The 26,408-nt window shown below is 41.5% G+C and carries 20 protein-coding genes, 1 pseudogene and 1 riboswitch; of the genes and pseudogenes, 8 read left to right on the plus strand and 13 right to left on the minus strand.

What is annotated here, in order from left to right; all coding sequences use genetic code 11:
• Positions 1 to 306: 306 nt before the first annotated feature.
• Entirely contained in the window at positions 307 to 1,992 is a 1,686-nt protein-coding gene (gene kdpA, locus V7K15_RS17320; protein WP_334907030.1) for a potassium-transporting ATPase subunit KdpA, read from the minus strand.
• Positions 1,993 to 2,513: 521 nt separating this feature from the next.
• Between kdpA and V7K15_RS17325 the strand changes: the two genes are divergently transcribed.
• Complete coding sequence (locus V7K15_RS17325) at positions 2,514 to 3,590, plus strand: sensor histidine kinase (protein WP_442949683.1); 1,077 nt, start codon at positions 2,514 to 2,516, stop codon at positions 3,588 to 3,590.
• Positions 3,591 to 3,712: 122 nt separating this feature from the next.
• Positions 3,713 to 4,387 (plus strand): response regulator transcription factor, encoded by a 675-nt coding sequence (locus V7K15_RS17330; protein ID WP_334907032.1) that lies wholly within the window; start codon positions 3,713 to 3,715, stop codon positions 4,385 to 4,387.
• 22 nt (positions 4,388 to 4,409) lie between these two features.
• Here V7K15_RS17330 and V7K15_RS17335 read toward each other — a convergent pair whose 3' ends face one another.
• The 3 genes from V7K15_RS17335 to V7K15_RS17345 all read right to left on the minus strand — a co-directional run bounded on the left by V7K15_RS17335 (position 4,410) and on the right by V7K15_RS17345 (position 8,587).
• Positions 4,410 to 5,738: an ATP-binding protein gene (locus V7K15_RS17335; protein ID WP_334907034.1), complete on the minus strand. Its 1,329-nt coding sequence runs from the start codon at positions 5,736 to 5,738 to the stop codon at positions 4,410 to 4,412.
• Between the two features lie 102 nt (positions 5,739 to 5,840).
• Positions 5,841 to 7,172 (minus strand): tellurite resistance TerB C-terminal domain-containing protein, encoded by a 1,332-nt coding sequence (locus V7K15_RS17340; RefSeq protein WP_334907036.1) that lies wholly within the window; start codon positions 7,170 to 7,172, stop codon positions 5,841 to 5,843.
• A gap of 41 nt (positions 7,173 to 7,213) precedes the next feature.
• Complete coding sequence (locus tag V7K15_RS17345) at positions 7,214 to 8,587, minus strand: ATP-binding protein (protein WP_334907038.1); 1,374 nt, start codon at positions 8,585 to 8,587, stop codon at positions 7,214 to 7,216.
• Between the two features lie 86 nt (positions 8,588 to 8,673).
• Between V7K15_RS17345 and V7K15_RS17350 the strand changes: the two genes are divergently transcribed.
• Positions 8,674 to 8,991 carry a TMEM14 family protein gene (locus V7K15_RS17350; RefSeq protein ID WP_334907040.1) on the plus strand — a complete coding sequence of 106 codons (318 nt, stop codon included), beginning with the start codon at positions 8,674 to 8,676 and terminating at the stop codon, positions 8,989 to 8,991.
• Between the two features lie 141 nt (positions 8,992 to 9,132).
• Here V7K15_RS17350 and V7K15_RS17355 read toward each other — a convergent pair whose 3' ends face one another.
• Both V7K15_RS17355 and V7K15_RS17360 read right to left on the minus strand, forming a co-directional pair.
• Positions 9,133 to 9,996 carry a fructosamine kinase family protein gene (locus V7K15_RS17355; RefSeq protein WP_334907097.1) on the minus strand — a complete coding sequence of 288 codons (864 nt, stop codon included), beginning with the start codon at positions 9,994 to 9,996 and terminating at the stop codon, positions 9,133 to 9,135.
• Between the two features lie 115 nt (positions 9,997 to 10,111).
• Positions 10,112 to 11,440 carry a M16 family metallopeptidase gene (locus tag V7K15_RS17360; protein ID WP_334907042.1) on the minus strand — a complete coding sequence of 443 codons (1,329 nt, stop codon included), beginning with the start codon at positions 11,438 to 11,440 and terminating at the stop codon, positions 10,112 to 10,114.
• A 470-nt stretch (positions 11,441 to 11,910) separates the two neighbouring features.
• A riboswitch (Fluoride riboswitch) is annotated at positions 11,911 to 11,997 on the plus strand.
• A 95-nt stretch (positions 11,998 to 12,092) separates the two neighbouring features.
• Here V7K15_RS17360 and V7K15_RS17365 point away from each other — a divergent pair.
• Together V7K15_RS17365 and V7K15_RS17370 are read left to right on the plus strand one after the other, a co-directional pair.
• Positions 12,093 to 13,433, plus strand: a complete 1,341-nt coding sequence (locus tag V7K15_RS17365; RefSeq protein ID WP_334907044.1) for a voltage-gated chloride channel family protein — start codon at positions 12,093 to 12,095, stop codon at positions 13,431 to 13,433.
• Positions 13,434 to 13,795: 362 nt separating this feature from the next.
• A complete protein-coding gene (locus tag V7K15_RS17370; protein ID WP_334907046.1) occupies positions 13,796 to 14,092 on the plus strand; it encodes a hypothetical protein in 297 nt (98 codons plus the stop codon).
• A gap of 61 nt (positions 14,093 to 14,153) precedes the next feature.
• Here the strand turns inward: V7K15_RS17370 and V7K15_RS17375 are convergent, their stop codons facing one another.
• The 6 genes and pseudogenes from V7K15_RS17375 to V7K15_RS17405 all read right to left on the minus strand — a co-directional run bounded on the left by V7K15_RS17375 (position 14,154) and on the right by V7K15_RS17405 (position 20,715).
• On the minus strand, positions 14,154 to 15,095 hold the full coding sequence (locus tag V7K15_RS17375) for a hypothetical protein (protein WP_334907048.1): 942 nt from the start codon (positions 15,093 to 15,095) through the stop codon (positions 14,154 to 14,156).
• A 176-nt stretch (positions 15,096 to 15,271) separates the two neighbouring features.
• The gene (locus V7K15_RS17380) at positions 15,272 to 15,910 is read right to left on the minus strand and encodes a Uma2 family endonuclease (protein WP_334907050.1); all 639 of its coding nucleotides are present in this window, start codon (positions 15,908 to 15,910) and stop codon (positions 15,272 to 15,274) included.
• Positions 15,911 to 16,032: 122 nt separating this feature from the next.
• Complete coding sequence (locus tag V7K15_RS17385) at positions 16,033 to 17,268, minus strand: LL-diaminopimelate aminotransferase (protein WP_334907052.1); 1,236 nt, start codon at positions 17,266 to 17,268, stop codon at positions 16,033 to 16,035.
• 179 nt (positions 17,269 to 17,447) lie between these two features.
• Positions 17,448 to 18,809, minus strand: a complete 1,362-nt coding sequence (locus V7K15_RS17390) for an NAD(P)/FAD-dependent oxidoreductase (RefSeq protein WP_334907054.1) — start codon at positions 18,807 to 18,809, stop codon at positions 17,448 to 17,450.
• Between the two features lie 234 nt (positions 18,810 to 19,043).
• A pseudogene (locus tag V7K15_RS30005) lies at positions 19,044 to 19,971 on the minus strand (DUF4349 domain-containing protein).
• A 111-nt stretch (positions 19,972 to 20,082) separates the two neighbouring features.
• Positions 20,083 to 20,715 (minus strand): DUF1003 domain-containing protein, encoded by a 633-nt coding sequence (locus V7K15_RS17405; protein ID WP_334907060.1) that lies wholly within the window; start codon positions 20,713 to 20,715, stop codon positions 20,083 to 20,085.
• Positions 20,716 to 21,434: 719 nt separating this feature from the next.
• Between V7K15_RS17405 and ilvC the strand changes: the two genes are divergently transcribed.
• A complete protein-coding gene (ilvC, locus tag V7K15_RS17410; protein ID WP_334907063.1) occupies positions 21,435 to 22,430 on the plus strand; it encodes a ketol-acid reductoisomerase in 996 nt (331 codons plus the stop codon).
• A 234-nt stretch (positions 22,431 to 22,664) separates the two neighbouring features.
• A complete protein-coding gene (locus V7K15_RS17415) occupies positions 22,665 to 23,507 on the plus strand; it encodes a sterol desaturase family protein (RefSeq protein ID WP_334907065.1) in 843 nt (280 codons plus the stop codon).
• A gap of 298 nt (positions 23,508 to 23,805) precedes the next feature.
• Here V7K15_RS17415 and V7K15_RS17420 read toward each other — a convergent pair whose 3' ends face one another.
• Entirely contained in the window at positions 23,806 to 25,329 is a 1,524-nt protein-coding gene (locus tag V7K15_RS17420; protein ID WP_334907067.1) for an ABC transporter permease subunit, read from the minus strand.
• A 260-nt stretch (positions 25,330 to 25,589) separates the two neighbouring features.
• On the opposite strand from V7K15_RS17420, the gene V7K15_RS17425 reads away from it, so the two are divergent.
• A complete protein-coding gene (locus V7K15_RS17425; RefSeq protein ID WP_334907069.1) occupies positions 25,590 to 26,330 on the plus strand; it encodes a class I SAM-dependent methyltransferase in 741 nt (246 codons plus the stop codon).
• Positions 26,331 to 26,408: the final 78 nt, after the last annotated feature.

Raw genomic sequence — 26,408 nt, forward strand, 5'->3', positions numbered from 1 at the left:
CTGTACAGGAGTTAGGAGTTATTAGGAACTTACAATAAAAAATAGATCCAACCTGTAGGGTGCGTTACTAAGCTAATGTACTTTTAATTTGCATAACCAGGGCGGGCAAGATGCCCACCCCACAAGATTTTTACTTCCAGGTAATATGCAAGTTAAATGTCTAACAGCTTAACTCACCTTCATCGGATGGTGCGTTACGCGATCGCTAACATACCCTACGAAACTACGAAACCGGATAATTTATTTATTTTTTGGTATTCTCTTAATTCCAAACTCATAACTCATAACTCATAACTCATAACTTTCCTAACCGCCAGATGCTAGTTTCAAACCCTCCGCTATGGGGCCTAAAGCCAGAACGGGAAAGAAAGTCAACACTCCTAAAACTAGTGTGACTCCAGCCGTGATACTAGTAAATATCAGAGAATCAGTTCTGAGGGTACCACGGGTTTCTTGTACTTGTTGTTTGCTCCCCATGCCGTCAGCTAACAACAAGATGGCAATCATCGGAATGTAGCGTCCTCCTATTAAGCTAACTAAAGTACTCAAGTTCCACCAGAGGGTGTTATCCCTCAACCCCTCTAAGCCGGAGCCATTATTTGCTGCTGCTGAGGCGTATTCATAAACTACTTGCGAAACACCATGATAGCCAGCGTTGCTAATTCCAGATAGGGAGATGGGATAAGCCAAGGCGATCGCACTGGGAATCAAAACTAGAATTGGGTGAATCAACAGCACGATGCCGATGAGGACGATTTCCCGCTTTTCAATTTTGCGTCCTAAAAACTCTGGGGTGCGTCCTGCCATTAGTCCAGTTAGGAATACTGTGAGAATTAAGTAAATAAATAAGTAAGCTGTTCCAGTTCCCTGACCACCCCAAATAACGCGGATAAACAAGTTGAAGAGAGTCGAAAATATTCCTTGCGGCATCAAAGAATCGTGCATCCCATTCACAGCACCAGACATAGTAGCAGTAGTTGTCACTGCCCAAAATGCCGTTTGTGCCCAGCCAAATCGAACTTCTTTACCCTCTAAATTGGGCTGTTCTAATCCCAAGGCGTTATTAACAAGGGAATTACCTTGCAGTTCTCCCACAGATGTTACTCCCACCAGAACTACAAAAATTACAAACACCATCCAAAAAAGTAGCCAAGCTTGTTTGAGGTTGTTAGCAAATATCCCGTAAGTGTAAATCAAGGCTGCTGGTATAGAAATCATAGCGATCATTTCTATCAAGTTAGAAGCGCCATTGGGATTTTCAAAGGGATGAGCTGAGTTTACGCCAAAAAAGCCTCCGCCGTTGTCGCCTAAAAGTTTGATCATTTCAAAGGATGCCACTGGACCTCTGGCAAGATATTGCGTCCCGCCATCCAAGGTTTTTAAATCCAGAGTCCCAGCTAATGTTTGTGGTACACCTGCTAGAAGTAAGGCGATCGCACCAATAATCGAAATCGGTAGCAATATTCGCGTAATTCCACGGACGAGATCGACGTAAAAGTTTCCCAATCCTCTACCCGTCAACCCGCGAATAAAGGCAATTCCCACAGATAAACCGGTGGCTGCGGAGGTGAACATCAAAAAGCCTAAAGCCGCTACTTGGCTAAAATAACTTAAGGTTGTCTCACCAGCATAGTGCTGTTGATCGGTATTCGTCACAAAGGAAATGGTTGTGTGCAATAATACATCCCAGGTGGTAGCACCGAAGCCGTTAGGATTCCAGGGTAAGAGTCTCTGGAAATATATCAGTAAATACACTGAAATACCCATAAGGAAGTTGCTGCATAGTACAGCCCGGATATATTGCCAACCCGTCATCTCATCCTTCCTCCGAACACCCGCTAGTATGAACATACTTCGCTCTATGGGGTTCATTAAAAAATCAAGCAGTGTCCTTTCTCCCAAGAAGACACGCGCTATGTATCTTCCGAATAGCGGAGTGATTGCTATGACAATACACAGCGTTAAGCCAATTTGCAAAAAACCTTGTTCCATAGATTTTGCGCTCAATTAAATTTAGGTTAAGTGCTAGCAAGCCAATTCTTAGAAATAATAGATTAACTGTTGGAGTTTTTGATTTCGAGGGATTTACTATTTTCAGTTCTGACTATTTTCTAGATACTTGCTAAAGTTTTTGTTAAGAATATTTAATTTTTACTCTTAATTCATCTATTTCAACTAGTTAGGATTATTTGTTTATACAATACATTTTCCAAGTTTGCTACTTTCAAAGAATAGAAATATCCCAGAGGATTTTATTAATGGGATTAGGGATTGGGAAGATTGTGGTAGATACCCCGCTTCTTGTGGGCAAACTACCCTGTCCCCAGTAACGATTGCTCCCAGTTACCTTGACTGCATCTGGATAAACGTAATTTTAGGATTAATTCTCAAGTTGGCATTTGCAGATATAGATTGGAGATAAACCATAATTGCTGAATTAAATAGTTATACAGATTGGATGATCACAATTTTTTAGTAAATGATAAATGACGATGTTAAGTCGATTAGTGACTATGAAAGAAGCTATAAGTGAGCGTGGCGAGACATACGGGCTAATAGCGATCGCCTTTGCTATCGTGATCAGCTTGGAATATTTGACACCAGCTGAGTACGTATTTGGCTACCTCTACACAGGGACGATTTTGTTAGCTGATTATCGATTGAATCGGGGAGCAGTATTAGGAGTCACTCTTGCAGCTACAGGATTAACATTATTGAATTTGGTTGTTCCCGGCGGAGAAATGATTCATCCCTCAACGTTGGCAAATAGGTTGATTGCAGTGTTGGCGTTGTTGGTAACGGGTTGGTTAAGCGATCGCAACCACCGCAATGAAGAAGCGATCGCTTATACGCAAGCACAATTACGCTCCCAAGAACAACTAGCTATCATGCGTGAAGATTTTGTCTCTACCCTAACGCATGATTTGAAAACACCCCTATTAGGAGCAATTGAAACGCTGAAATATTTTCAAAATGAGCAATTTGGTGAAATCACGCCAATGCAGGCAAAAGTTCTCCAAACAATGGCTCGTAGTCATCGCAGTACACTACAATTAGTCCAAACTCTTTTAGATGTATACCGCAATGATGCCGAAGGGCTGAAACTACAGATATCACCCGTTAATTTGGTGACAGTGGCGGAGGAGATTATTGCTACCCTGGCGGAACTAGCGAGAACACGTCAGGTTTATATTTCTCTGCACTATGGCGAATCAGATTTTCGGAGCTTTCTCTGGGTAAATGGCGATTCTTTGCAACTTGGGCGAGTGTTCACCAATCTTTTGAGTAATGGCATTAATCATACCCCTCGTGGCGGTAAAGTGGAAGTAGTACTTGAAGGTTATTCTAGCGATCAAGTAGTAAAAATACTCGATACTGGTTCCGGCATTACCGAAGAAGAGTTACCCCACTTATTTGAAAGGTTTTATCAAGGACATAGCGATCGCCACGTCTCAGGATCTGGACTGGGGCTTTATTTGACTAGGCAAATTATTGCTGCTCATGGGGGTACAATTTGGGCAGAGAATCGCTCACCACGAGGCGCACTGTTTGGTTTCAGACTCCCTGTTTGTCCACCGCCGGGGAGTTGAGAGGGGATGAGGGAGATAAGGGAGACAATGTAGATAAGGAGAATACCCTATGCCCAATACTTCTCTACGAGAGGCTACGCCAACGACAACGCTCAGTACAAGTGACCAATGACAAATGACCAATGACAAAAATCTTGCTCGTTGAAGATGATGAATTATTTCGGCTTGGTCTGCGGATGCGGTTGCAACAAGAAACTAGTTTGGAGATTGTCGCAGAGGCAGAAGATGGGGAACAAGCTGTAGAGTTAGCAAATCGCTATCCCCTGGATTTGGTCTTACTGGATATAGGTTTACCGGGGATTGGCGGGATTGAGGCTTGTCGCCAAATCAAGCAGAAGCACCCAACTTTACCAATTCTGGTTTTAACGTCTCGTTCTGAAAAACCCTTGATTTCACGGTTAATTGCTGTCGGGGCGCAAGGTTACTGTCTCAAAGGTATTCCATCTGAGTCTTTAATATTAGCAGTGCGATCGGTTGCAGCAGGCGCTTCTTGGTGGGATCAAACGGCAACAACAGAAATTAGAGCCGCTTTTGAGGGCAATCCTACTGTGTTGCTGCCTACAAAAACTGAGGAATCCTTAGAAAATCCCTTAACGAAGCGGGAGCAAGAAATTTTGGCACTGGTAGCAACTGGCAAAAGCAATCAAGAAATTGCTGAGATTCTCTACATTGCCCCTGGTACAGTGCGGGTTCATGTTCATGCTATTTTACAGAAACTAGAAGTACGCGATCGCACCCAAGCCGCAGTTTTAGCTATTCAAAAAGGATTGGTAGCACCAGAATTATTGATTAATTAGATTCATTTTACTAGAGAGGAAACTACAAACTAAATTCCGCTGCGGCATCCTCATCAACTTCTGCATCCTTACCCATAGCAGTAGGTTTAAATTTAGAGCCATGAATTAATTCACCAAACGCAATTCCTGAATTTTGGTGAAGAATATTTAGCACACTCATAAAATCTCGCACAATTTCCCCTGGTGTAAGTAATGCTTCTGCACCCAAGCGATTAATAATTTCTTGGACAAACTCTTTCAACTCACGATTTGTCAAAGTCTGTTCATATCCAAAATTAAGTGCATGAATCTCAGCTAAACGTTGCAAAAGCGTCAAGATTTCTGCTTCACTCAACGGGTTCAATCGAATTACTGGCCCCAAATACTCCTGAACGCCAGATTGTGCAACAAAACGGCTTTCTTTTGTGCGTCTTTGCCAAGCTTGGTCTGCAAAAAGTCCCCGTTTAGGGTCTTCTAAAAACTTAGTTGTTCCACCAACAACAATACCAAGATGTTCTGCTTTACACTGCATGGTATCGTTAAACATTGCCAGTAGTCGATTATAATTCTTTTCCCGCGTGACTGTAGTAGATATTTGATATAAATGTACGGCTTCATCAACTAAAATTAACAGTCCTTTATAGCCAATGTCAGCGACAAATTTAGCAAACAGTTTGATATAGTCATACCAACTATCATCATCAATAATGACGCGCACTCCTAAAGCTGCTTTCGCCTCAACTTTAGTAGTAAATTCTCCACGTAACCAGCGCATTGCTGCACTTTTTAAATTATCATCATCCAATCGGTAGCCACGCCAATAAGCGATAATCACGCTCCCAAAATCAAAACCGTGAACTAAATCTTCAATATATTGAACTACTTCTCTAATTTTCGATTCAACTTGGTCATCAAAACCATCCTCATTCGGACGCATTCCACTTTCTTTAACCACTTCTTGTTGAATTTTATTAATCCATCCTTCTAAAATAGAGACTAAAGCACCACCATCAGGACGAGTTTTTGTAGCTAGGTGGCTCATTAATTCTCGATAGGTGGCTACACCTTCATTGTTGCTTCCTGCTAATCGGCGTTCAGGGGAGAAATCAGCATCAGCTACTACAAAACCTTGTTCCATAGCGCGGTTGCGAATTAGTTGCAATAAAAAACTTTTCCCGGAACCGTAGTTACCAATTATAAAGCGAAATGCTGCTACACCTTCTGCAATATCATCGAGATTTTGTAATAGGCTTTTGAGTTCTTTTTCTCGGCCTACTGCTATATATTCAACTCCTACTCTTGGTACTACCCCCGCACCAAGGGAATTGATTAAAGCAGTGGAGATTTTTCTTGAGATTTTGAGCTTTGCCATGAATTACACTTGACTTTATTTTAAACGCAGAAGCACGCAGTAAGTAGGTAAGGTACATATTCACCTTACTACTAATCTGACGACAGCAATAATAATTTAATTTCAGGAAGTATGTCTAGCCATGAGGTATTCATACATTGCAATTATTTTTTTGACATGCGTTATATGCTCAGGGTAAACTTCTGGACTTTCGGAATCGGAATTAATTATTAATTCACCAATAGTATCACTTGCTTGTTCATTTATAGAATCGATTAATAGATTCGGCATAGTGATATTTGCTTCAGCAATTTTTTTAATAGCAGCCTTGGGATTATCTTGTTCAACTATAACTTTTAATACTTGTAACTCATATAGTGGTAAATTTTCTAGAAATTTAGTCCATTCTTCGGGTATATTCTCTGATGTATCAACCTCCGAAGTATCGATGATTGCTGAAGATTCAATTATTTCCGAAAAAGGAAATAATTCAATATCATCTTCTTTTAAGTTATCAGATAAAGGTTCGGGATTGAATGTTTCTATTTGTTGGAGTAATTCCCATACTTGATTTTGCAATGAGTCTCGTTCTTCTTGTAATAATGAAACTTGCCCTTGCAACTGCTGTAACTCAGCTTTTTGTTCTGCTAGTTGGGTTTGTGAAGAATTCAGGATAGTTTGGATATTTTCTCTTTCGGTTTTTGTCGCTACAAGCAATTGATTGTTTTGATTTGTCTCAACTTCTAGCTCTTGAATTGCAATTCGCAGTTCGTATAGTTTTTCTTCTAATTGGGGTTTGAGTCTGCCTAAAAGAGTTAAATTGCTTTCAACTTCTTGTTTCTCCTGCTGGAGTTCGGAAATTTGACTTTGCAATAGGGTGATTTCACTGCGAGATACATTACAATTCGACTCTAGACGCCGTTTCTCTGCTGTGAGGACAGAAAAAGCATTGTTCAATTCTGCCTGATTATTATGCAAGTTATGAATTTCAGTTTGCAGGCTACTGATTTCGGTTTCTAACTGCTTTTTTTGCCCGGCAAATGTTCTTAATTCTCGATGTAAACTATCCCTTTGATTACGGCTTTCTGTTACTTGATTTTGCAGTTGTTGTGACTCAGCATATAATAAATTATGATGTTCTTCGATTTGATTGATTTCTCTGACAACACGAGCCTTCAATCCCTCCATATCTTTAATACGCTTGCGGAGAGAACCTAAAACAAACATTTCATAATTTCTGCGTCGCTTATCTACGAATAATACTGCTGTATAGATAGTAACAGCCGTAATTATACCTGTGAGAAAGGCTTTCTTAAAATCCCAGTTTGGGACAAGGCTAAGTCCAAAACTCACACTAAAGGCAACTATGCCTAAGATTAATCTATTGCTGATCATTACTGATTGCATATTGCTGGTTTTTAGCGTAGTTAAATTATCAGAATAAGTAGCTTTCATCGTAATTTCTAATTAAAATACATATAGGAAAATCCTTAATGCTAGGTGTTGGATATATTGTTATTTGCATGAGAAAGTGTTATGTCTGCTTTTAAAAAATCAATAAACTGCCGTGCTGTACGTCCAGAACGACCATTGTGACGAGTTGCCCATTGTAATGCTTGAAATTCCAAATCTTCTTGGGTAATATTAATTTCGGCTTGTGCGGCTAGATGTTGTATAATTTTCAAGTAAGTTTTCTGGTCGGCTGGTTCAAAGGTCAAGGTTAAACCAAAGCGATCGCTAAACGAAAGCTTCTCCTGCATCGTATCCCACGCATGGATTTCTTCGTTATCCTTAGGGGTAGGTCTATCCACAAAAAACTCCCGAATTAGGTGACGGCGATTAGAAGTAGCATACACAACTACATTTTGAGGACGCGCGGTTAAATTACCTTCTAAAACTACCTTGAGGGCTTTAAAAGCATCATCATCTTCTTCAAATGAAAGGTCATCGACAAAGATAATAAATTTTTGTGACACACCCCGTAAATGTTCCACGATTTCTGGTAAGTCTTTTAAATCAGATTTTGCCACTTCCAATAAGCGGAGACTGCGTTGGGCTTTGCCCTTGACGGAGGCATTGCTATATTCATTCAACAAAGATTTCACTAAAGAAGATTTGCCAGAACCGCGACTACCATAAAGTAATACATGCAGTGCCATTTCTCCTGCTAATAGAAACTCTGTATTTTTTAGCAAAGCATCTCTTTGAGACTCGTAACCTACAAGCGCACTCAGCTGAATCGGATCAGAATACCGAATACCGATAAACTGCCCAGCTTGCCAGCGTAAAGCGTGATATTCTGCAAATAAACCAGAGCCACATTGCCGATAATAAGTTGCTAACTCTTCTACAGCATCACCCCAATTGTCTAATTCTTGTAGATATGTAGCGAACTTTGTCTCTACTCCTACAAATTCTTGCTCTTTATACCACACTACTGGTGAAATCGGCATATCAGCTACGCCTTGTATCCACTCACTCAAACAAGCGCTGCTACATTCATAGAGACTTTGCAATACTTGTAAATCATGCTGAACTCCTGCTACTAAAGCCGAGGGCAAATCTTCAAATTCTCGCTGTTGGGCTAGCCTTGTAAAGGGATTCTCAGAAAAGAGAATCTGAGTAATTAAATAGTCTTCCCAGTTTTGATTTCTAGCAGCCAAAGCGTGGAAGTAATTGCCGTAGGCTTGGAGACAACCCCGTGCATCGGTATCAGTGTAACGTATAGCTTGCAACAGTTCCAGAAATGCTATCCCCACTTCGCATTGCAGAACAGATTGGTAGAGTAAAAGTGAGGCTGCTTGGCGCTGGAGATAGTGAATCTTTGTATATGAGGAAGTACTTGGCATTGGCATCGCTTGATTATCCATCAATTAACTGTGTGGTATAGCTAAATAGCTATGGTAAATTGTCTGCTGACCTGGCAGTAAAGTCAAAATATAAATAGGTTTTAACAATGAATTTAAGTATAATTGCTGCTTTTGCCTATGGCATATTAGCGATCGTTGGTGGCATTATTGGCTACATTCAGGCTAGAAGTAGGGTTTCACTTCTAAGTGGTAGCATTAGCGGTTTATTACTCATATTTGCGGCTTATTTTCAACTTCAAGGACAAACCTGGGGTTCGATTTTAGCAGTGTTAGTTACTGGTGTTTTGGTGGTAGTCTTTGCATTTCGACTGGCTAAAACACGCAAGTTTATGCCTGCGGGATTAATGACGATTTTGGGTGTGCTGGCATTGGCGGTGATGGTGAAGCAAATGGTGGGGAATTGAGGGTTTAAGTTTAAACGCAGAGGGGAGGCAGCGCGTTGCCGGGGTTCCCCCCGTTGTAGCGACTGCCGTCGCGCAGAGGGAAGCGCAAAGGTACGCAAAGTTTGTTTGAGTTAGTCGCTACAAACTTAGGCAATCCTGTACTTAGCGCAAAATCTGGTCAATCATCCGGTTTGCCTGAGAACTATAACCGCCACCAAATAAATTGAAGTGATTCAAAATGTGATATAGGTTATAGAGCGTTTTTCTCTGCTCATAGCCTGCATCTAAGGGAAAGGCTTCGTTATAACTTTTGTAAAATGCTGCGGGGAACCCACCAAACAATTCTGTCATGGCAATATCAACTTCGCGATCGCCAAAATAAGTTGCTGGATCAAAAATCACGGGTTCTCCTGAGGCAGTACACCCAGCATTTCCACCCCATAAGTCGCCATGTACTAAAGAAGGTTGCACCTGATGATTCGCCAATAGTTCAGGGATAGCTGCGAGTAATTTTTCTTGCTGGGGGAAATTTCCTCCCCGTCGCCTTGCCAACTGAAATTGATAACCCAGGCGATGTTTAATATAAAATTCTACCCAGTCTGCTGTCCAAGTATTGATTTGGGGCGTTGAACCAATGGTATTGTTAATTTTCCAACCAAAACCTTCGCTACTGCTAGCTTTATGCATTGCCGCCAACTTGCGCCCCATCTCTTCCCATAAATTGCTGTTACCGCTACCAAGTTCTAACCATTCCAGCACGATGTAGCTAGAATTCCCAGCTACACCCCAACAAATAGGTTTTGGGAGGCGAATACTAGCGGTTGCTAGCATTTCCTTTAAACCCAATGCCTCAGCCTCAAACATCGCAACTTGGGATACAAGGTTTTGCTTGACAAAGTAGGTGATCTGAGTACTGGAAACAGCATAACCTTGGTTGATGCACCCGCCACCAACCGATCGCTGTTGCTGACTCTGGAATTTTTCGCCCGTCACTTGGGTAATATGAGCATCAATTTGAGTCCACATCATGCAATTTTGGATTTTAGATTTTGGATTTTGGATTAGTAACTGGGCATTGGGTATTGGTTATTGATTATTCTCGTCTTCCCAATGCCCGATGCCCCATGCCCCATTTTCTAATTTAGGGCTTGACGACAACTACACCATAAGCATCTGGGGAAAGATACTCTTTGGCAGCTTGCATCAAGTCAGTTGCATCTTGGCTGTGAATCATCGCTGGGTAGTTAAAGGCGGGTTCCAAATCTCCCACCAAAGACTGATAGTAGCCATACAAATTAGCGCGATCGCTTGGTGTTTCATTGCCAAAAATAAATCTGTTAGCGACTCGCCGCCCCACACGGGCAATTTCTGATTCTGTTACCAACTCGGTTTGGACTTGGCGAATGTGTTGTGCGATCGCATCCTCTACTTCTGCTAAATTTTCCACTGCACATTTAGCTGAAATATAAAATGTCCCTTGCAGCTGATTGCTCATATTGCTCACAGAAATTGAAGAAACCAATCCCCGTTCTTCTCGTAAATCCCTCACCAGTCTTGATGTCCGCCCGTGTCCCAAAATTCCTGCTAAAACATCCAGTCCATAGGTGCGATCTAACTGAGTCATTCCTGGAACCCGCCAAACCATCACTAGCCTTGCTTGCTGGAGACTTTCATCTTTAAATTCTCGACGGACAATTTCTGTAAATGGTGATTCAGTAGGCAGAGACGCGATTAATCGCGTCTGTACTGGGCTTGCCGTGAGCTTGTCCTGAGCGTAGTCGAAGGCCGTAACCGAATGGGAGTGGGAAGTGCTAAGTTTTGTAAATCCTTCAGCAACGGTTGCAATTAATTCTTCTACAGGTAAATTGCCCACAGCGACAGCAGTAATTGACTGGGGTTGATACCAATTAGCATGAAAATCTCGCATCTGCTGGGGTTTAAGTTCAGCAATCACCGATTCTGGCCCTAATACCGCACGGCGATAAGGTAACTCATCAAAGGCTGTCTCCATTGCGCGTCGAAATGTCCGGCGCTGGGGATTATCCTCTGAACGCCTAATTTCTTCTAAAACTACTAATCGCTCACGTTCAAAAGCATCATCAGGAATACTAGCATTAGATACTACATCTATTTGTAGTGGAGCAAGCTCGGCAAAATCTTTGGGCGCAGTGGTTATATAGTAATGTGTATAGTCTTGGCTAGTCGCGGCATTGGTAACAGCACCCCGTTCTTCAATTCGACGTTCAAACTCGCCGCTAGCCAGTCGTTCTGTCCCCTTAAAAATCATATGCTCTAAAAAGTGAGCCATGCCGTTAATCGCATCAGATTCTACAGCTGAACCAACTTTAATCCATAAGTTGAGGTTTACAGCTTCAACTGGCATCTGCTCCGCGATGATTGTTAAACCATTGGGCAACTGATGCAGGGTTGGGGTATTAAGACGTGGAAATTTCCGCAGGGTTGAAGTCATTGCTACTTGTGTGAGGAGCTATATTACTTCTTTATCTTATCCGTCAGAGAAAATCAAAGAGCGCAAACCCCTGCTTTTAAGCACTTGCCAAGTCTGTTACCCAGGTATAACAGCGTGTTTGACTCCTGAATTCTGTATTCTGCTGTATCTGCCCCTATTCGTGCGACAAGGCCGTTGCATAATATTGATTCCCTGATGCCAATAAATATATAGAAGTCAAGTTTCACATCTTTAGAATAAACAATATATGTTAATCGGATGATCTACTTGTCATAACCAACGATGCTGTTTCGTCTGATATATAAGAAAACTATGAAACGCTTTACCATCTTTACCTATTTTCCGTTCCTCGCTCAATTCGCTATGCAAATCCCGACATTGCCCCAAAAACTCTTGATATTCTTGATCTGTGTCAAAGAAACAAATATTAAATTCAACCAAAAGCAAAAATGGTATCCTTGATTTAAAATCAAATCAATGGCGATGGAGCTCGCCAAAACTGCCTTTTCAGTACAGGTTAAATTCATAACTGGAAGGCTGATGGCTCCTACTTTCCTCGCTGACTGCGGGAGAGTAGGGCTTGGCTAAATGCATTACCTGACTCTCCTGTAGAAAGTGTAACTCTACAAATCGCACCTCAAAGAGTCATGGTATGAAACACTTTCGTCAATTTGAACCATTTATTGCATTACCACATCTGATCAAGTGGTTGCCTATTTCTTTTGTGGTTGGCATTCTTGCTGGAACGGCTTCTGCGGCTCTTTTAGCATCATTGGAATGGGCAACAGATTGGCGAGAATCGCATCGCTGGATCATCGCCTTACTGCCCCTTGGCGGCTTCTTGAGTGGTTGGATTTATCATCAATTTGGTCAGACTGTAGAAGCCGGAAATAATCTTTTACTGGAAGAAATTCATAACCCCAAAAATGTTATTCCCTTTCGGATGGCTCCTCTTGTTTTGCTAGGAACAGACCTTACACATTTATTTGGAGGTTCAGCCGGTCGTGAAGGTACAGCATTGCAAATGGGTGCTTCTTTAGCAGACCAGCTAACTAGAATATTACATTTTCAAGGAGCCAATCGGCGAATTCTGTTAACGGCAGGTATCAGTGGAGGATTCGCTTCAGTTTTCGGTACTCCCTTAGCTGGAACTGTTTTTGGTCTGGAAGTTTTAGCGATTGGTAAAATTAATTATGATGCTCTTTTTCCCTCTTTAATTGCTGCGATCGTTGGAAATCAACTAACCTTGTTATTGGGTTTGCATCATACTGCATACCAACACGCGCCGTCTATACCGACGCTCACAATTTGGGGGCTGATTTCTGCGATTATTGCAGGTGCAATCTTTGGAATAATTGCACGATTTTTTGCTCAAGTAACTCACAAAATCAGTCACTTCTTTAAAGCAAAGATATCTTATCCTCCAATGCGTCCTTTGATAGGCGGTGCGCTGATAGCAGCAATTGTTGGTTTGAGTGGCACAACTAAGTACATTGGTCTTGGTATCCCTACTATCGTTGATTCCTTCCACACTCAGCTACCTCCTTGGGATTTTGCAGCAAAATTAGGTCTGACTGCTCTAACTCTAGGAGCAGGATTTAAAGGAGGAGAAGTAACCCCTTTGTTTTTTATTGGTGCAACTTTAGGTAATGCTTTGTCGTTGCTTTTAGCATTACCTGCACCACTGTTAGCAGGAATGGGATTTGTAGGTGTGTTTGCGGGTGCAGCAAATACACCTTTGGCATCAACCTTAATGGGAATTGAACTATTTGGTTTGGAATCAGGGGTATTTATTGCTATTGGCTGTGTAGTGAGCTATTTATTTTCAGGTCATTCCGGAATTTACTCATCACAGCGTATCGGGTTAAGTAAATACTCTGCTGTATATTTAGAAGAAGGGGTGACTTTGGCTAATTATGGACGACAAAAAGTTGAGCCAAAAATCGATTTATCTGATGATAGCGAAGAAGGTGGAAGTAATTCTCAGAAATAATTTTTTTATGCAATTAATGGATAATTGGGAAAGCTCGTAGTTTACCGCACTTCTCTACGAGAGGCTACGCCAACGGCAGGCTCAGTGACCATCGTATGCATTGCAATTGTATTTGTATAAAGTAAAGTAGGCACTCAATCAAAAGGAGAGGGATAAATCGTACATAAATTTGCTGGGCAAAAGGTGTCTGAAATCCTGAAGTACAAGAAGGGTAGTATAAAACAGGCTCCACTCCCGGAGGAATCGCCCAGTTGGGATGAGTTTTGTGAAATGTTATGGGAGGAGATTGAAGCGGGAGCAGAGGTAAATCAACCGGGTTTTAAAGTTGTTCGCAAGTTATTAAGCGATAAGAGGTTTGACAAATGAAGAATCATGGATTTAGCAAACTAGTTACCTTTTTAAATCAATTAGAACAAGAGAGAATTAGTTACACTTTAGCCCATCATCGGGATGAAACCATTATGGTGAATGTGTCCGTGGCTGGGGAACGATGGGAAGTGGAATTTTTTGAGGATGGTTCGGTTGAGGTGGAACGATTTGTTAGTAGTGGAGAGATTAATGGGGAAGAGGTTTTTAGTGAGTTATTTGCTATGTATTCAGAGCCAGAAACTAATTCTGCAAAACTTACCCAAAATGCTAAGATGACAAGTAAGACATGAAGGGATCGCACTTTGTCTAACCTGTAAAATCGAACCTTGAATTTAACTGCTCATCTCAAGGCTAATCATTATTTGTATATGTGATTGCTGGGGAACGAAGTTCGTATCCGACTATGGCAGAGTAGAGACGGCGTATAACGTCTTCAATTTTATAACTTTTATCGCGTAAATCTGGATAGAAAGCCCCTTCATGTAGAATCTTGCTGCGGATTGTATAAGCTTCTTCCAGAATTTCTAATGCCATTTTGTCCTCAGTTAAATGAGTTGTAATAAGGCATTTAATAGCGTGTGATACAGATTCGCGTGTTAGATTCCTGATACTCCCTTCGAGCGATCGCTTTATATCATCAGGTAATTCCAGTGAATCTTGCACCTTATTTAAGGTATCTTTGACAATCTTTTTTAAATCTGGATATTCAAATTTTTTCTGTTCAGCTAATGGCTCAAGTGCTGATATTAGCCCAACAAATCTTGCACGTTCTGTTGCCTCTAAACGAGCGGCGGCAAAAAGCTCCATTGAGATAAGTAGCTGTTTATTATTAATTGGGATATTAGAAATGAAAGTTTGCTCCAATACTTCAACAACTAGACTTGCTCCACTAGTCAACATACCACGAAATGACATCCCCATCAGTATCCCTCCGTCTTGAGTCCGATCATATACTACACATGGCAGTGGAGTGTGATATTCTAACCGCAGTGGACATTTCAATGAAACTGCTGCCCACAAAACTGACATCGCAAACTTTAAACCAGCCTCCTCTGCTTCGCTAGCACTAGCAAAACCTTCTAAATGGGCTGTAAATTTCTGAAATTCAAACTTCTTGTTTTGGTGAGGAATCAGACGAACAATCAGATCATTACCCAAAATGAGACAACTTTCTCCATCAAAACCAAACTGATGGGTGTCACCAAGAATAATATCAACCTTTGAACCATAGGGTCTAAGTTTAGGTTTGTCTGCTATTTCGGATCTTGTTTTTGGTAAATGATTACTTGGCATTTACTAATCTTACTCCTCTAAGTATCGCTCGTTGGGTAACTTCAACTACAACCTTTAAGATGCCCAACAAACCTACACCTTAAACTTTTCTGTAATCTGCTAAACTGTTTAATTTGCCATTTCTCTCACTATTTACTGAAATGCGATCGCACTTCCTAATGTCTATATTTTATTTACTAAATCATCGCTTCCAATTCTTCCAAAGCTTGAAAACTTCCTACTTGCCAACTACGTTCCACAGCAGCCGGGATAATCTGAGTAATAGCTATATCCTCAAAATTAGAACTGCTATTAGATTTTATGTATTTCCCATCTCTCAGCAAATAAATAGAAAGGCTTCCACTATCGTAAACCCATAATTCTGGGACTCCAATGGCTTCATAAGCATCGAGAGTAGTTTTCGATGTGACATCAGTCTCAATCGCTAAATCTGGCGGCGGATCATCAGGTTGTAAGCGGCGATGACCAATCATCTGTTGATAATTCTGAATATAAAAGCAAGCATCAGGTTCAACTCCTGCTACACCTTGCCGTTTAAAGGTGGTGGAACCAAAAGGTTGGTATCTAATATCTTTAGCCTTCAGCAATATTTTGACAATATCAGAAATTAAATCTTTGGGTATTTCATGTTCTGGTAAAGGAGCCATAATTTCTAAAGTCCCTTGACTGTAGGCAATTCGTATAGTTCTTTTTTCTCCCAATTCTTGTAAAATAGATTCAAATTCTTCCCAGCTAACATCTGGAATAGTCACCGTGCTACCAGGTGCTAACTGCATCTGGCTAACAGGTTTGAAAACAGGGATAGCAGCAGTCATAACCAAAATATAAGTAAGCTGAATCTCAATAATTATCTATCAGGTTGCGGTGGATAATACAGCCCACCGTAACCTTTAGACTAATAGATTGAGTTTAACAAAAGCGGCTAAAAGCGATCGCTTTACATTTTAAACTTCTCGGTAATCCGCTTCATCGCCTCTTCGACATTTTGCCGACTATTAAACGCTGATATGCGGAAGTAACCTTCACCCGCAGCACCAAAGCCAGAACCAGGTGTGCCGACAACGTTGACAGTTTGCAGCAACTTATCAAAGAATTCCCAACTAGATAAACCATTAGGCGTTTTTACCCAAACGTAAGGTGCATTCACGCCACCATAAACTGATAATCCGCCGGCTGTGAGTTTCTCGCGGATAATTTTGGCGTTTTCTAGATAGAAACTAACTAATCCTTTGATTTGTGTCTGTCCTTCTTCAGAGTAAACCGCTTCGGCTCCCCGTTGGACGATGTAAGAAACGCCGTTGAATTTGGTAGTCTGGCGACGATTCCACAGTTTCCAGAGTTCCACATCGGAACCATCGGCGGCTTTTGCTGTGAGTGTCTTCGGTACCACGGTTAACGCACAGCGAGTTCCCGTAAAACCTGCATTCTTGGAGAAAGACCGAAATTCGATCGCAACTTCTCTTGCACCTTCAATTTCATAAATTGAGTGGGGAATCGACGCATCGGTAATGTAAGCTTCGTAGGCTGCATCAAAGAAAATAATCGAGTTATTAGCTTTGGCATAGTCCACCCATGCCTTTAAATATTCCTTGGTTGCAGTTGCGCCAGTGGGGTTATTAGGAAAGCAGAGATAAATTAAATCGACTTTCTTTGAGGGAATTTCGGCGGTGAAGTTATTTTCAGCCGTAATTGGTAGATAAACTAAACCCTCAAATTCGCCTTTATCGTTGATATTCCCCGTATTACCCACCATTACATTAGTGTCTACATACACCGGATAAACGGGGTCAGTAACGGCGATGATGTTATCATGACCAAAGATTTCCAAAATGTTGCCCGTGTCGCACTTGGAACCATCGGAGATAAAGATTTCTGAGGCATCGATCGCGGCTCCCCGTGCTTGGAAATCTTGACTAGCAATTTTTTCCCGTAACCAAGCGTAGCCTTGCTCTGGGCCGTAGCCTTTGAAGGTATTGCGATCGCCCATTTCTTCCACAGCTTTAATCATCGCTGTGCGGCAAGCTTCCGGCAGAGGTTCAGTAACATCGCCAATGCCCAACCGGATAACTTTAGCATCAGGATTCGCTTCAGCAAAGGCATTCACCCGCCGAGCAATTTCTGGAAACAGATAACCCGCTTTCAGTTTCAGGTAGTTGTCGTTAATAGTTGCCATGTGTAGATTATGAAAAACGCCCTCAAACAGCTTACTGCTAATTTATGAGGGCGGCGAGACGCGATTAATCGCGTCTGTACAGGAGTTAGGAATTATAAGAATTCTTTCCTAAATGCCCAATACTTCTCTACGAGAGGCTGCGCCAACGACTTCGCTCAGTACAAGTGCCCAATGCCCAATTAGATATTTACCGCCTGTTTACTATTTTCTGATGTTGTAATAACTGTTGCGATCGCCAATTCCTGAGTGGGTAAGGATTCTTGTCCTGTAATCAATCTAGCTCCGCGATTACGGGTGAAATAGTTCCACGCCCACTTAATCATCACTACTAATTTATTGTCAAATTCAATTAAGAAGTAGATGTGAATCAACAGCCAAAACAGCCATGCAAAGAAACCTTTCAACTTGATAAAACCCAAATCTACCACAGCAGAATTGTGCCCAATCATCGCTAAACTACCGTTGTCAATATAAGAAAAGGGTGGCAAACTGTTACCTGCAAGCCGATGCTGGACTAGTTCTGCTACATATTCTCCTTGTTGTTTCGCTACAGGTGCAACACCAGGTAGCGGTTTCCCATTTTGATGAGAAAAATTTGCTAAGTCGCCAATTACAAAAATATTCGGATGTCCCTTAATACTCAAGTCAGATTCGACGATAATCCGTCCAGCGCGATCGCACTCAGCATCTGTGCGTTCTGCTAGCACTTTTCCCATTGCTGAAGCTTTCACACCTGCTGCCCATAATACCGTTTTTGAAGCAATTTCTTTAACTTCATCGCCTTGTTTGAGGGTAACAAGATCATTCTCAATATTCGTTACCAATGTTTTTGTGTGGACAATCACCCCCAACCGCGTCAGGGATGCTTCCGCTTCTTGTGATAATTCTGGTGCAAAGGGTGGCAGAATCCGATCCAGACCTTCTAATAGCAAAATCTTGGCTTGGGATGTGTCGATGTTGCGGAAATCTTCTTTGAGAGTTTGATTTGCCAATTCGGCGATCGCACCGGCTAATTCTACACCTGTTGGGCCACCACCGATAATTACAAAAGTTAACCAAGCACGGCGTTTTTCTGGATCTGTTTCTTTTTCTGCGGCTTCAAAGGCCGTAAAAATCCGGCGACGCATTTCTATGGCATCTTCTACAGTTTTCAAGCCGGGGGCGAATTCTTCCCAGTTGTCTTTGCCAAAGTAGGAATGCTTGGCTCCTGTGGCGACAATTAACGTATCGTAAGCTATTGCTTTGTCGCCGACAATCACTTGTTGCGCTTCTGGATCAATATTATTCACCTCTCCCAGCAACACTTTCGTATTTTTGCTCTTGCTGAGTACAGAACGCAACGGCGAAGAAATATCCGCAGGAGATAGCGCACCTGTGGCGACTTGGTATAACAGGGGTTGAAATAAATGAAAGTTGCGTTTATCAATCAGAGTAATGTTTACTGCGGCTTTAGCTAGTGTTTTTGCCGCATAAAGTCCACCAAAACCACCGCCAACAATTACTACTTGATAGGGTGGATTATTGTCAAGGTAATTTACCATAAGAAATATTATCCTGTATTCTGACTATTGTAACTATTCTTAACAAATTTGTATCAAACTTGTCATCATATATTTTGTATTGCTTTTTACATTTGAAAAATGATTAAAGTAATCAAAACTACAGGATAAACAGAACTTTTCAAAATAGAGATGCAGACAATAAGAGTTGGGAATATTTAAATTGCTCTTTACTTGTGTAAATTTGTCAAAATTAGATGTTGTATTTATGTAACTTCACTCAGAACTAGTTGGTTCTGGTGTTTGTGTCAAACGTGGTGAATGAGTTCGCCGCCAACGGGAAAAGCCATAGACAAGAGCAACAAAAATTAACAAATAGGGACTGTAAACGATTAACCAAATACCCAGCTTGAGTAAGCCAACGGAAAATCCACTCAAGGAGTGGGTGGAGTTGTTCCAAGTTTCCTGAACTTGCAAACCAAAGGCAGGTTGGGGACTGGTGCTAGAAACTGCTGCTTCTAGGTTCAGCGTAATAGTGGAATATGCAACTTGATTTTGTAGGCTTTTGAGTTGGGCATTAATTTGTTCTATTGTTTGGCGGACATTATTCAATTCTTGGGCAACACTAAGCACATCTCTAATCGAACCAGCCCGATCCATAATTTTTTGCAAATTGACTTCAGTTTTTTTGCAAATTAGTTAATCTAGCTTGGAAATCTACTAGGCGATCGCCCACATCTTCAGCCGTGATATTACGAGTATCGACAGTGCCCAATTTAGCTATTTGTTCTAGGGTAGGTTCCAGCAGATTCTCTGGTATCCGCAATTGGATTGTTGCTGTGTAACGCCGGCTGTCGTTTTTGGGTTGTTGTTCTTGCAACCCGATCAAATCCCCTTGCTGTTTATTGATAATTTGCGAAACAGCATCAATAGTCTGATCTACGGAGTTGACAGTCAAAGACATTGCTGCTTTCTTAATGAGTTGGGGACAAGAACGGGCTATTGGTGCAGCTTCCGTCTTTTGGGAAATACTGCTTTCACTAGCAGGTGCCATTGCTTTATTTGCCGCGCCATCGGCTGCAACTTGAGGTAAAGCCTGATTTGCTGACTGATGGGAAGCGGCGCAACTGGTGAAAATCACCCCTCCTAATAACGCACTCACAAATAAAGCAGATGTGCGCGGCAATTTCATCGAAGTATACATAATCTATCCCCAGATGGATGAAGTTAAACCCAGTATTACTGAAGGAAAACTCAAAGCCTGGATTGTTGCGATTTATGTAACAGGGTTAAAGTTTTCTCCAAAGTCCAATTATCATTCTTCAATTGATGTTTTTTGCTGAGAGAAACTTGCTAACTCGGATGCTAAAGTCTCTTCTAATACATCTATAATTGCGTGCGGATCAGTAGGGGACTTCATCATTTCAGCCTCCGGGTCAGAGCGATTTTTGACATTAGGAATATCCTGACGTAATTCCTCAAGCAAACCGATGAGTTTAGCGATTTTCTGCTCAGAGAGCAGGTTAAGTTGAAGACTAAGCTGCGCCCGTTGCTCTGCTAACTTTTCTTGTCGCTCTTGTTTAATCAATACCCCTGTTGTCACCAACAATGAACCCAGAGTCAGTGAAAATTGTAACCAAGGAAATGGAAGAGGATCAAATCTTGGTATGCCCAAACGTCGTGGTAAGATATTGGGTGTTACCCACAGAATAATCGCAAGGACGATGCTATACAGGAATGCAGGACGACCAAAAAAGGCAGTTACCGTTTCTACAACACGCTGGTGTTGTGGTACGTCTTTTTCAGAACGTCTGTGCAATGCGATGATAGTCTCGATATTTTTACTAATAGATTCCGGTAATGGGGCAGTGGGCAGAATGTTTTGACGAGGTATTTCGCACGATCCTTGCGGTGAATCTTTTGGATTTGGTTTATCTTGGGAGAGCATTGGTAGTCTGACTTGATAAATGATTATTTCAATTTATTAACTCAATTTAAACCGCAATTCGACTGTTATATGTTTGATTAATCAATCAAGTTTGAACTAAAATTGGAGATAATAACGTTATAGTGTCTACTGGAAACCTTACCGGCGGTAAGTTTCAAGGTGATGTGGCAACCAGGATCGCACTCTCGCTATGCCAAAGTCTAGAATGCCTTTCCTCTCAAGCAATCACCAGCGTTACTAACCCCATACTAGGGTAAAACTTCCGATTTCAAATTTTTAACAACGAAGCTTCCCTGATGGGAAACACTATTATGACTCTAGGGGACGGTGCTAATAATTTTGGGTAATTTAAGTAAATTATTTGTGTAACCTCTCAAATTAACTACTAAATTATCGCGTTGCCCTGTACGTTCGGTTTTTTGAATATATTCCCGATTTGAGAATTAGCGATCGCATTAGGGATTTCCAACACCCCACAAGAAGTAGTTGAGTATTTTTTTATTTGTCAGTGCCTGATGCAAAACCTTTACCCAGGGTATCTTTCGGACATTTATGACGGCTAAAAATTTTAATGCAGTGCGAAACTTCTGAATCTAGGTTTTATCAGGCTTTGAGCAATATTGTGAGAAATCCGGGTAACAGTTCATCTGTGGTTACTCAATTTGGGGTAAAATCAAAAGTCTGCTAATTGACGATGCTTGCTGACAGGAGATGCTTCTATGGCCCGGATGTATTATGACGAAGATGCCAATTTAGACCTTTTGGCTGGAAAAACTATTGCTATTATCGGCTATGGTTCCCAAGGTCATGCCCACGCTCTCAATTTAAAAGATAGTGGTTTGAATGTGATTGTGGGATTATATCCGGGTAGTAAATCAGTCGCAAAAGCTGAAGCATCTGGGTTAACTGTGAAGAATGTTGCAGATGCTGCCAATGCTGCTGACTTCATCATGATTTTGTTACCTGATGAAGTCCAAAAAACGATTTACAAAAACGAGATTGAACCAAATCTGCAAGAAGGGAATGTCTTAGCCTTTGCCCACGGTTTCAATATTCACTTTGGGCAAATTGTACCACCAGATAACGTAGATGTGGTGATGATAGCACCCAAAGGACCGGGACATATAGTACGGCGGACTTATGAACAGGGTGAAGGCGTACCAGCGCTGTTTGCAGTTTATCAGGATGCCAGTGGTCAGGCACGCGATCGCGCGATGGCTTATGCTAAAGGTATCGGTGGGACTCGCGCTGGTGTCCTGGAAACTACTTTCCGTGAAGAAACCGAAACTGATTTATTTGGTGAACAGGCGGTATTGTGCGGTGGTTTGAGTGCTTTAATCAAAGCCGGATTTGAAACTTTGGTGGAAGCTGGTTATCAACCAGAATTGGCTTATTTTGAATGTCTGCATGAAGTCAAGTTGATTGTTGACTTGGTTGTGGAAGGCGGTTTAGCTAAAATGCGCGACAGTATTTCTAACACAGCCGAATATGGCGATTATACCCGTGGTCCGCGGATTGTGACTGAACAAACCAAAGCTGAAATGCAGAAAATTCTCAGTGAAATTCAATCTGGGCAATTTGCACGGGAATTTGTTCTAGAAAACCAAGCTGGTAAACCAGGATTTACCGCCTTGCGTCGCAAAGAAGCTGAACACAAAATTGAGGAAGTTGGCAAAGATTTACGTGCTATGTTTAGCTGGTTGAAAAAAGCTTAAGCAAAAGAAAGACAATCATCCAAACCCCGCTTCCATTCCTCTCCGCGAAAGGTCTTCCCCCTTCCCACGTCGGGAAGGGGGTCAGGGGGTTAGGTCTTTGATGACTTTGATGTTTCGCATAATACTTTTAAAACATCCTCTTACAGCTATTTTCAGATAAATGGCTGTAACTTATACTGATTAGCTGTGAGGCTCCATACAACAAGAGGGTTAAAGCCCTATTACAAGGACACAGTGATAAAAAAGTTTTTTAATTTCTGTTTTGAGGTTGAATTCTATCTAAAAATCGCTATTAGTTGCACAATTGTTCAGCAAATATTTTATTGGCTATTACACAATATAGAACTTAACCTTATCACTCAGGTTTTGTTATATTGGCTTGTTGGTTCTATGTCATTTTATAGCATTGGTCTTTTCATCGAAAAGGTAATTAAAAACAATGATAATTTGAAAGAGAAACTAACTGCCAGAGTTAAGAAAGTAAAAAAACAACCATTTCCTTCCTTTACGGCCAAAGGCATTATTACTGGAGAATTTAAAAGTCTCATAGCAGCTTTAATTATACTCTATTTAGCGCCACAGGTAAATAGAGGAAATAGTTTACTCTTAAACTTTGGATGGTTCTTGATGAGAATAATTGCTGCTGATTTCTGTTTTTACGTTTCCCATTCGCTACTTCACAGAAAATTCTTGCAGAAAATACATCTAAAACATCATGAGTTCGCCGACTCATCAAGTTTTGTGGCTGGGCATAAGAGTTTAACTGAATATATTATTGTTACTATTACAGACCTTTTGCCTATTTTTATATTTGGGTATAATATAACCCAGTTATGTGCTTGGACTATTATAGGCAATGCTTACAACCTAGAAGGTCATAGTTCCTTATCAATATTTTTTGTCCCATCAGATTTTCACGATCTTCACCACAGTTGTTTCAAGGGAAACTATGGGATTCAAGGATTTTGGGACAGGTTATTCAATACACTAAATCCTCCTACAAAGAAGCCAGGAATTATGTTTCCTGTAGCTTCTTTGGAGCATATCACCATGAAGTCGTCTAGTAATTTGGATTGAGTAAGAAATTGTAAGTTGGGTAGAGCGTAAGCGTTACCCAACAAATCTCGGTAAATGTTGGGTTCCCCTGCGGGAAGCCCGTTCGGGTCTACGTTCCTCAACCCAACCTACGATTGTCTTAACCCTATTGAGAGATAACCTTGTTTTTCGCGCTAGGCTCCCCTTAATCCCCTCCCCGATCTTCGGGAGGGGAGACAAAGCATAGCTTTGGCTCTTTGGGGTTCTTTGAATTTAATAAGTAATCACCCGAACTTGATATAATTTGGATCTAGAAATGAAACAGCCTTGCCCTGCCCCCCTATCTTTTGGTCTTTTTATTAACGGGATTGAGCGATCGCTCTAAGCGACTAAACGCTTGAGAAGAAAGCACGGTCAGGAATAAATAAACCAAGGCGACAGTGGCGTAAATCTCAAATGAACGATAGTTGTCAGCTACAATCAGCTGTCCTTTGCGGAACAACTCTTCAAACCCAATGATAGCGACTAAGCTGGTGTCTTTGAGCAGGCTAATGAACTGATTTACTAGAGGTGGTAGCATCCGCCGGAGGGCTTGAGGAAAGATTACATAGCGCATCGTTTGCACTGAGCTTAAACCTAGTGATTGGGCGGCTTCTGTTTGCCCAGGCTCAATTGATTGAATACCTGCCCGGACAACTTCAGCAATGTAAGCAGCGCTATTCAGGCTCAATGCAATCACCGCTGCTGCTAAACGATTTAAAGTGAAGGTAAAACCAAAATTTTGGGCTAAAGCAGGCAACCCAAAGTAAATCATAAAAATCTGTACCAGCAACGGCGTTCCCCGGAAAAAGTCTACATACGCCCTAGCAATCCAGGGCAAAGGCGGAGTCGGGAAAAGGCGAACAATTCCAATCAGTGTACCCCCGATCATACCCAGGAAGACTGAGATGGCTGTGAGTTCAAGTGTTACTAAAGCTCCACTTAGCAAGGTGGGTAGGGACTTAAAAATAATGCTTAGTGAGGTAAATAGTTGGGATACGCCTTTTTCGGCAGCCTGGTTTTCGATGGGTGATTTTTCTGGTAGTTGTGGCGGTTGGATACCAAACCACTTTTGGTAGATTTTGGCGTAAATACCATTTTTCAGCACCGTTTCTAGACCTTGGTTAATCGCTTGCAAGTTGGGCGATCCTTTAGGTGTAGGAATGCCATAAAATTCTTCTGTGAGCAGACTGCTGACCACTTTGAGTTTTTTAAGGTTGCCGCTCTTTATGCCATATAACATAACGACCTGATCATTAAGAACGGCATCGACATTACCATTGATTAATGCTTGAAGGGTTAAAGGTGAATCATTAAAAGTGCGAATTTCCGATCCTGGAATACTTTTAGCCTTCTGTGCGCCAGTTGTCCCAATTTGCACGCCAATAATTTTGTTCTTAAGATGATCGAAATTGGTAATGTTTTGATTATCTGTGCGGGTGACGATCGCTAGCCCTGATTTGAAGTAAGGACGCGAGAAGGAAATTGTCTTCGCCCGTTCGGCAGTAATCGTCATTGCCGCAACGGCAGCATCTACAGTTTGCCCTTGCAATGCTGGAATCATCCCCGCAAAGGGCATATTTTGATACTTAACTTTAAAGCCAGCAGATTGGGCCATCGCATTCATCAAATCAATGTCAAAGCCTTGCAACTCACCACTGGCAGATTGAAACTCAAAAGGCGCAAACGTAGGTTCTGTAGCAACCGTAAGTGTGTTACCAGCAGTGGAACCACCTGTAATACAACCTGAAAGTAAAAGTAGACAGCTTAAGCTTAAGCCAAAAACTAGCTGACGTAACCAAAGGACAACAGTTAATCCAGTCATATTCTTTAGACTTCTCCAAAAATACCCAAGCTTAGACTATGACTGGTTTTCCAAAATCAAAAATCCAGTTAAGCACAATTCCTGTAATATTACTGTAATAATAGTAAATCGTAGAACAATGGACACTTTGTTGCGGTAAAGAGTTGTCCAAAGACACTTCTGTGAATGCGTTGGCAACTGATGCTCGCAACTTCAGTAAATCCGCTTCAAAAGTATCATCCCATTCATATTGAAAATTCACTTTATAAATTAGATTAAAAATGATTGCAAATACATTTGATATTAACAGTGTGTTCGAGGAAGATTATCTTTACTTTTATGAAACGTTGTTGACACCAGAACGTACTCAACACGAAGTTGACCTCATTTGCCGATTGCTACATTTAGAAGCAGGGATGAGTATTTTAGATTTAGCTTGTGGGCATGGACGGATTGCTAATCAGCTAGCGGCTCGTGGCTATCATGTAATTGGACTTGATGCAACAGCTTTCTTCTTAGAAAAAGCAAATCAAGATGCGGTTAGCAACGGTGTTAAGGTAGAGTACCTGCAAGGCGACATGCGTTCTTTACCCTTTAGCGATCGCTTCAACTGCATCATAAACTGCTTCACAGCCTTCGGTTACTTCGATGACAATGAAAATAGATCGGTCTTAACCCAAGCGTATCGCGCTCTAAAAGTAGGTGGCAAATTACTAATTGATGTTCAGAATTTTAGCCGCGTCTTGCAAGAATTTAGGCCGGAGTTAATTACTGAGCGTGAGGGGAATTATATGCTTGCACGCACGCACTACGATGCGCTGACTAATCGTACCCATACCGAGCGGATTATCATTCGTGATGGACAAGTGCGGCGCGGTCAATATTTTGTTCGTAATTTTACCTTTCCCGAAATGCGGGATTGGCTCCTGCAAACGGGCTTTTGCGAAGTAGAGGGCTATGGTTACGATGGGGAACCGTTCGCACTTGATAGCCGCCGAATGATTGTCGTAGCAAGCAAATGAAGAGTCCTGAGTGGTGAGTCATCTGACTCCTAAGGAATGTGGATTAAATAAAATGCAAAACTTCATCCTGTCTCTAGC

It is taken from the genome of Nostoc sp. (assembly GCF_036919815.1).
Taxonomy (GTDB): Bacteria; Cyanobacteriota; Cyanobacteriia; order Cyanobacteriales; family Nostocaceae; genus Nostoc.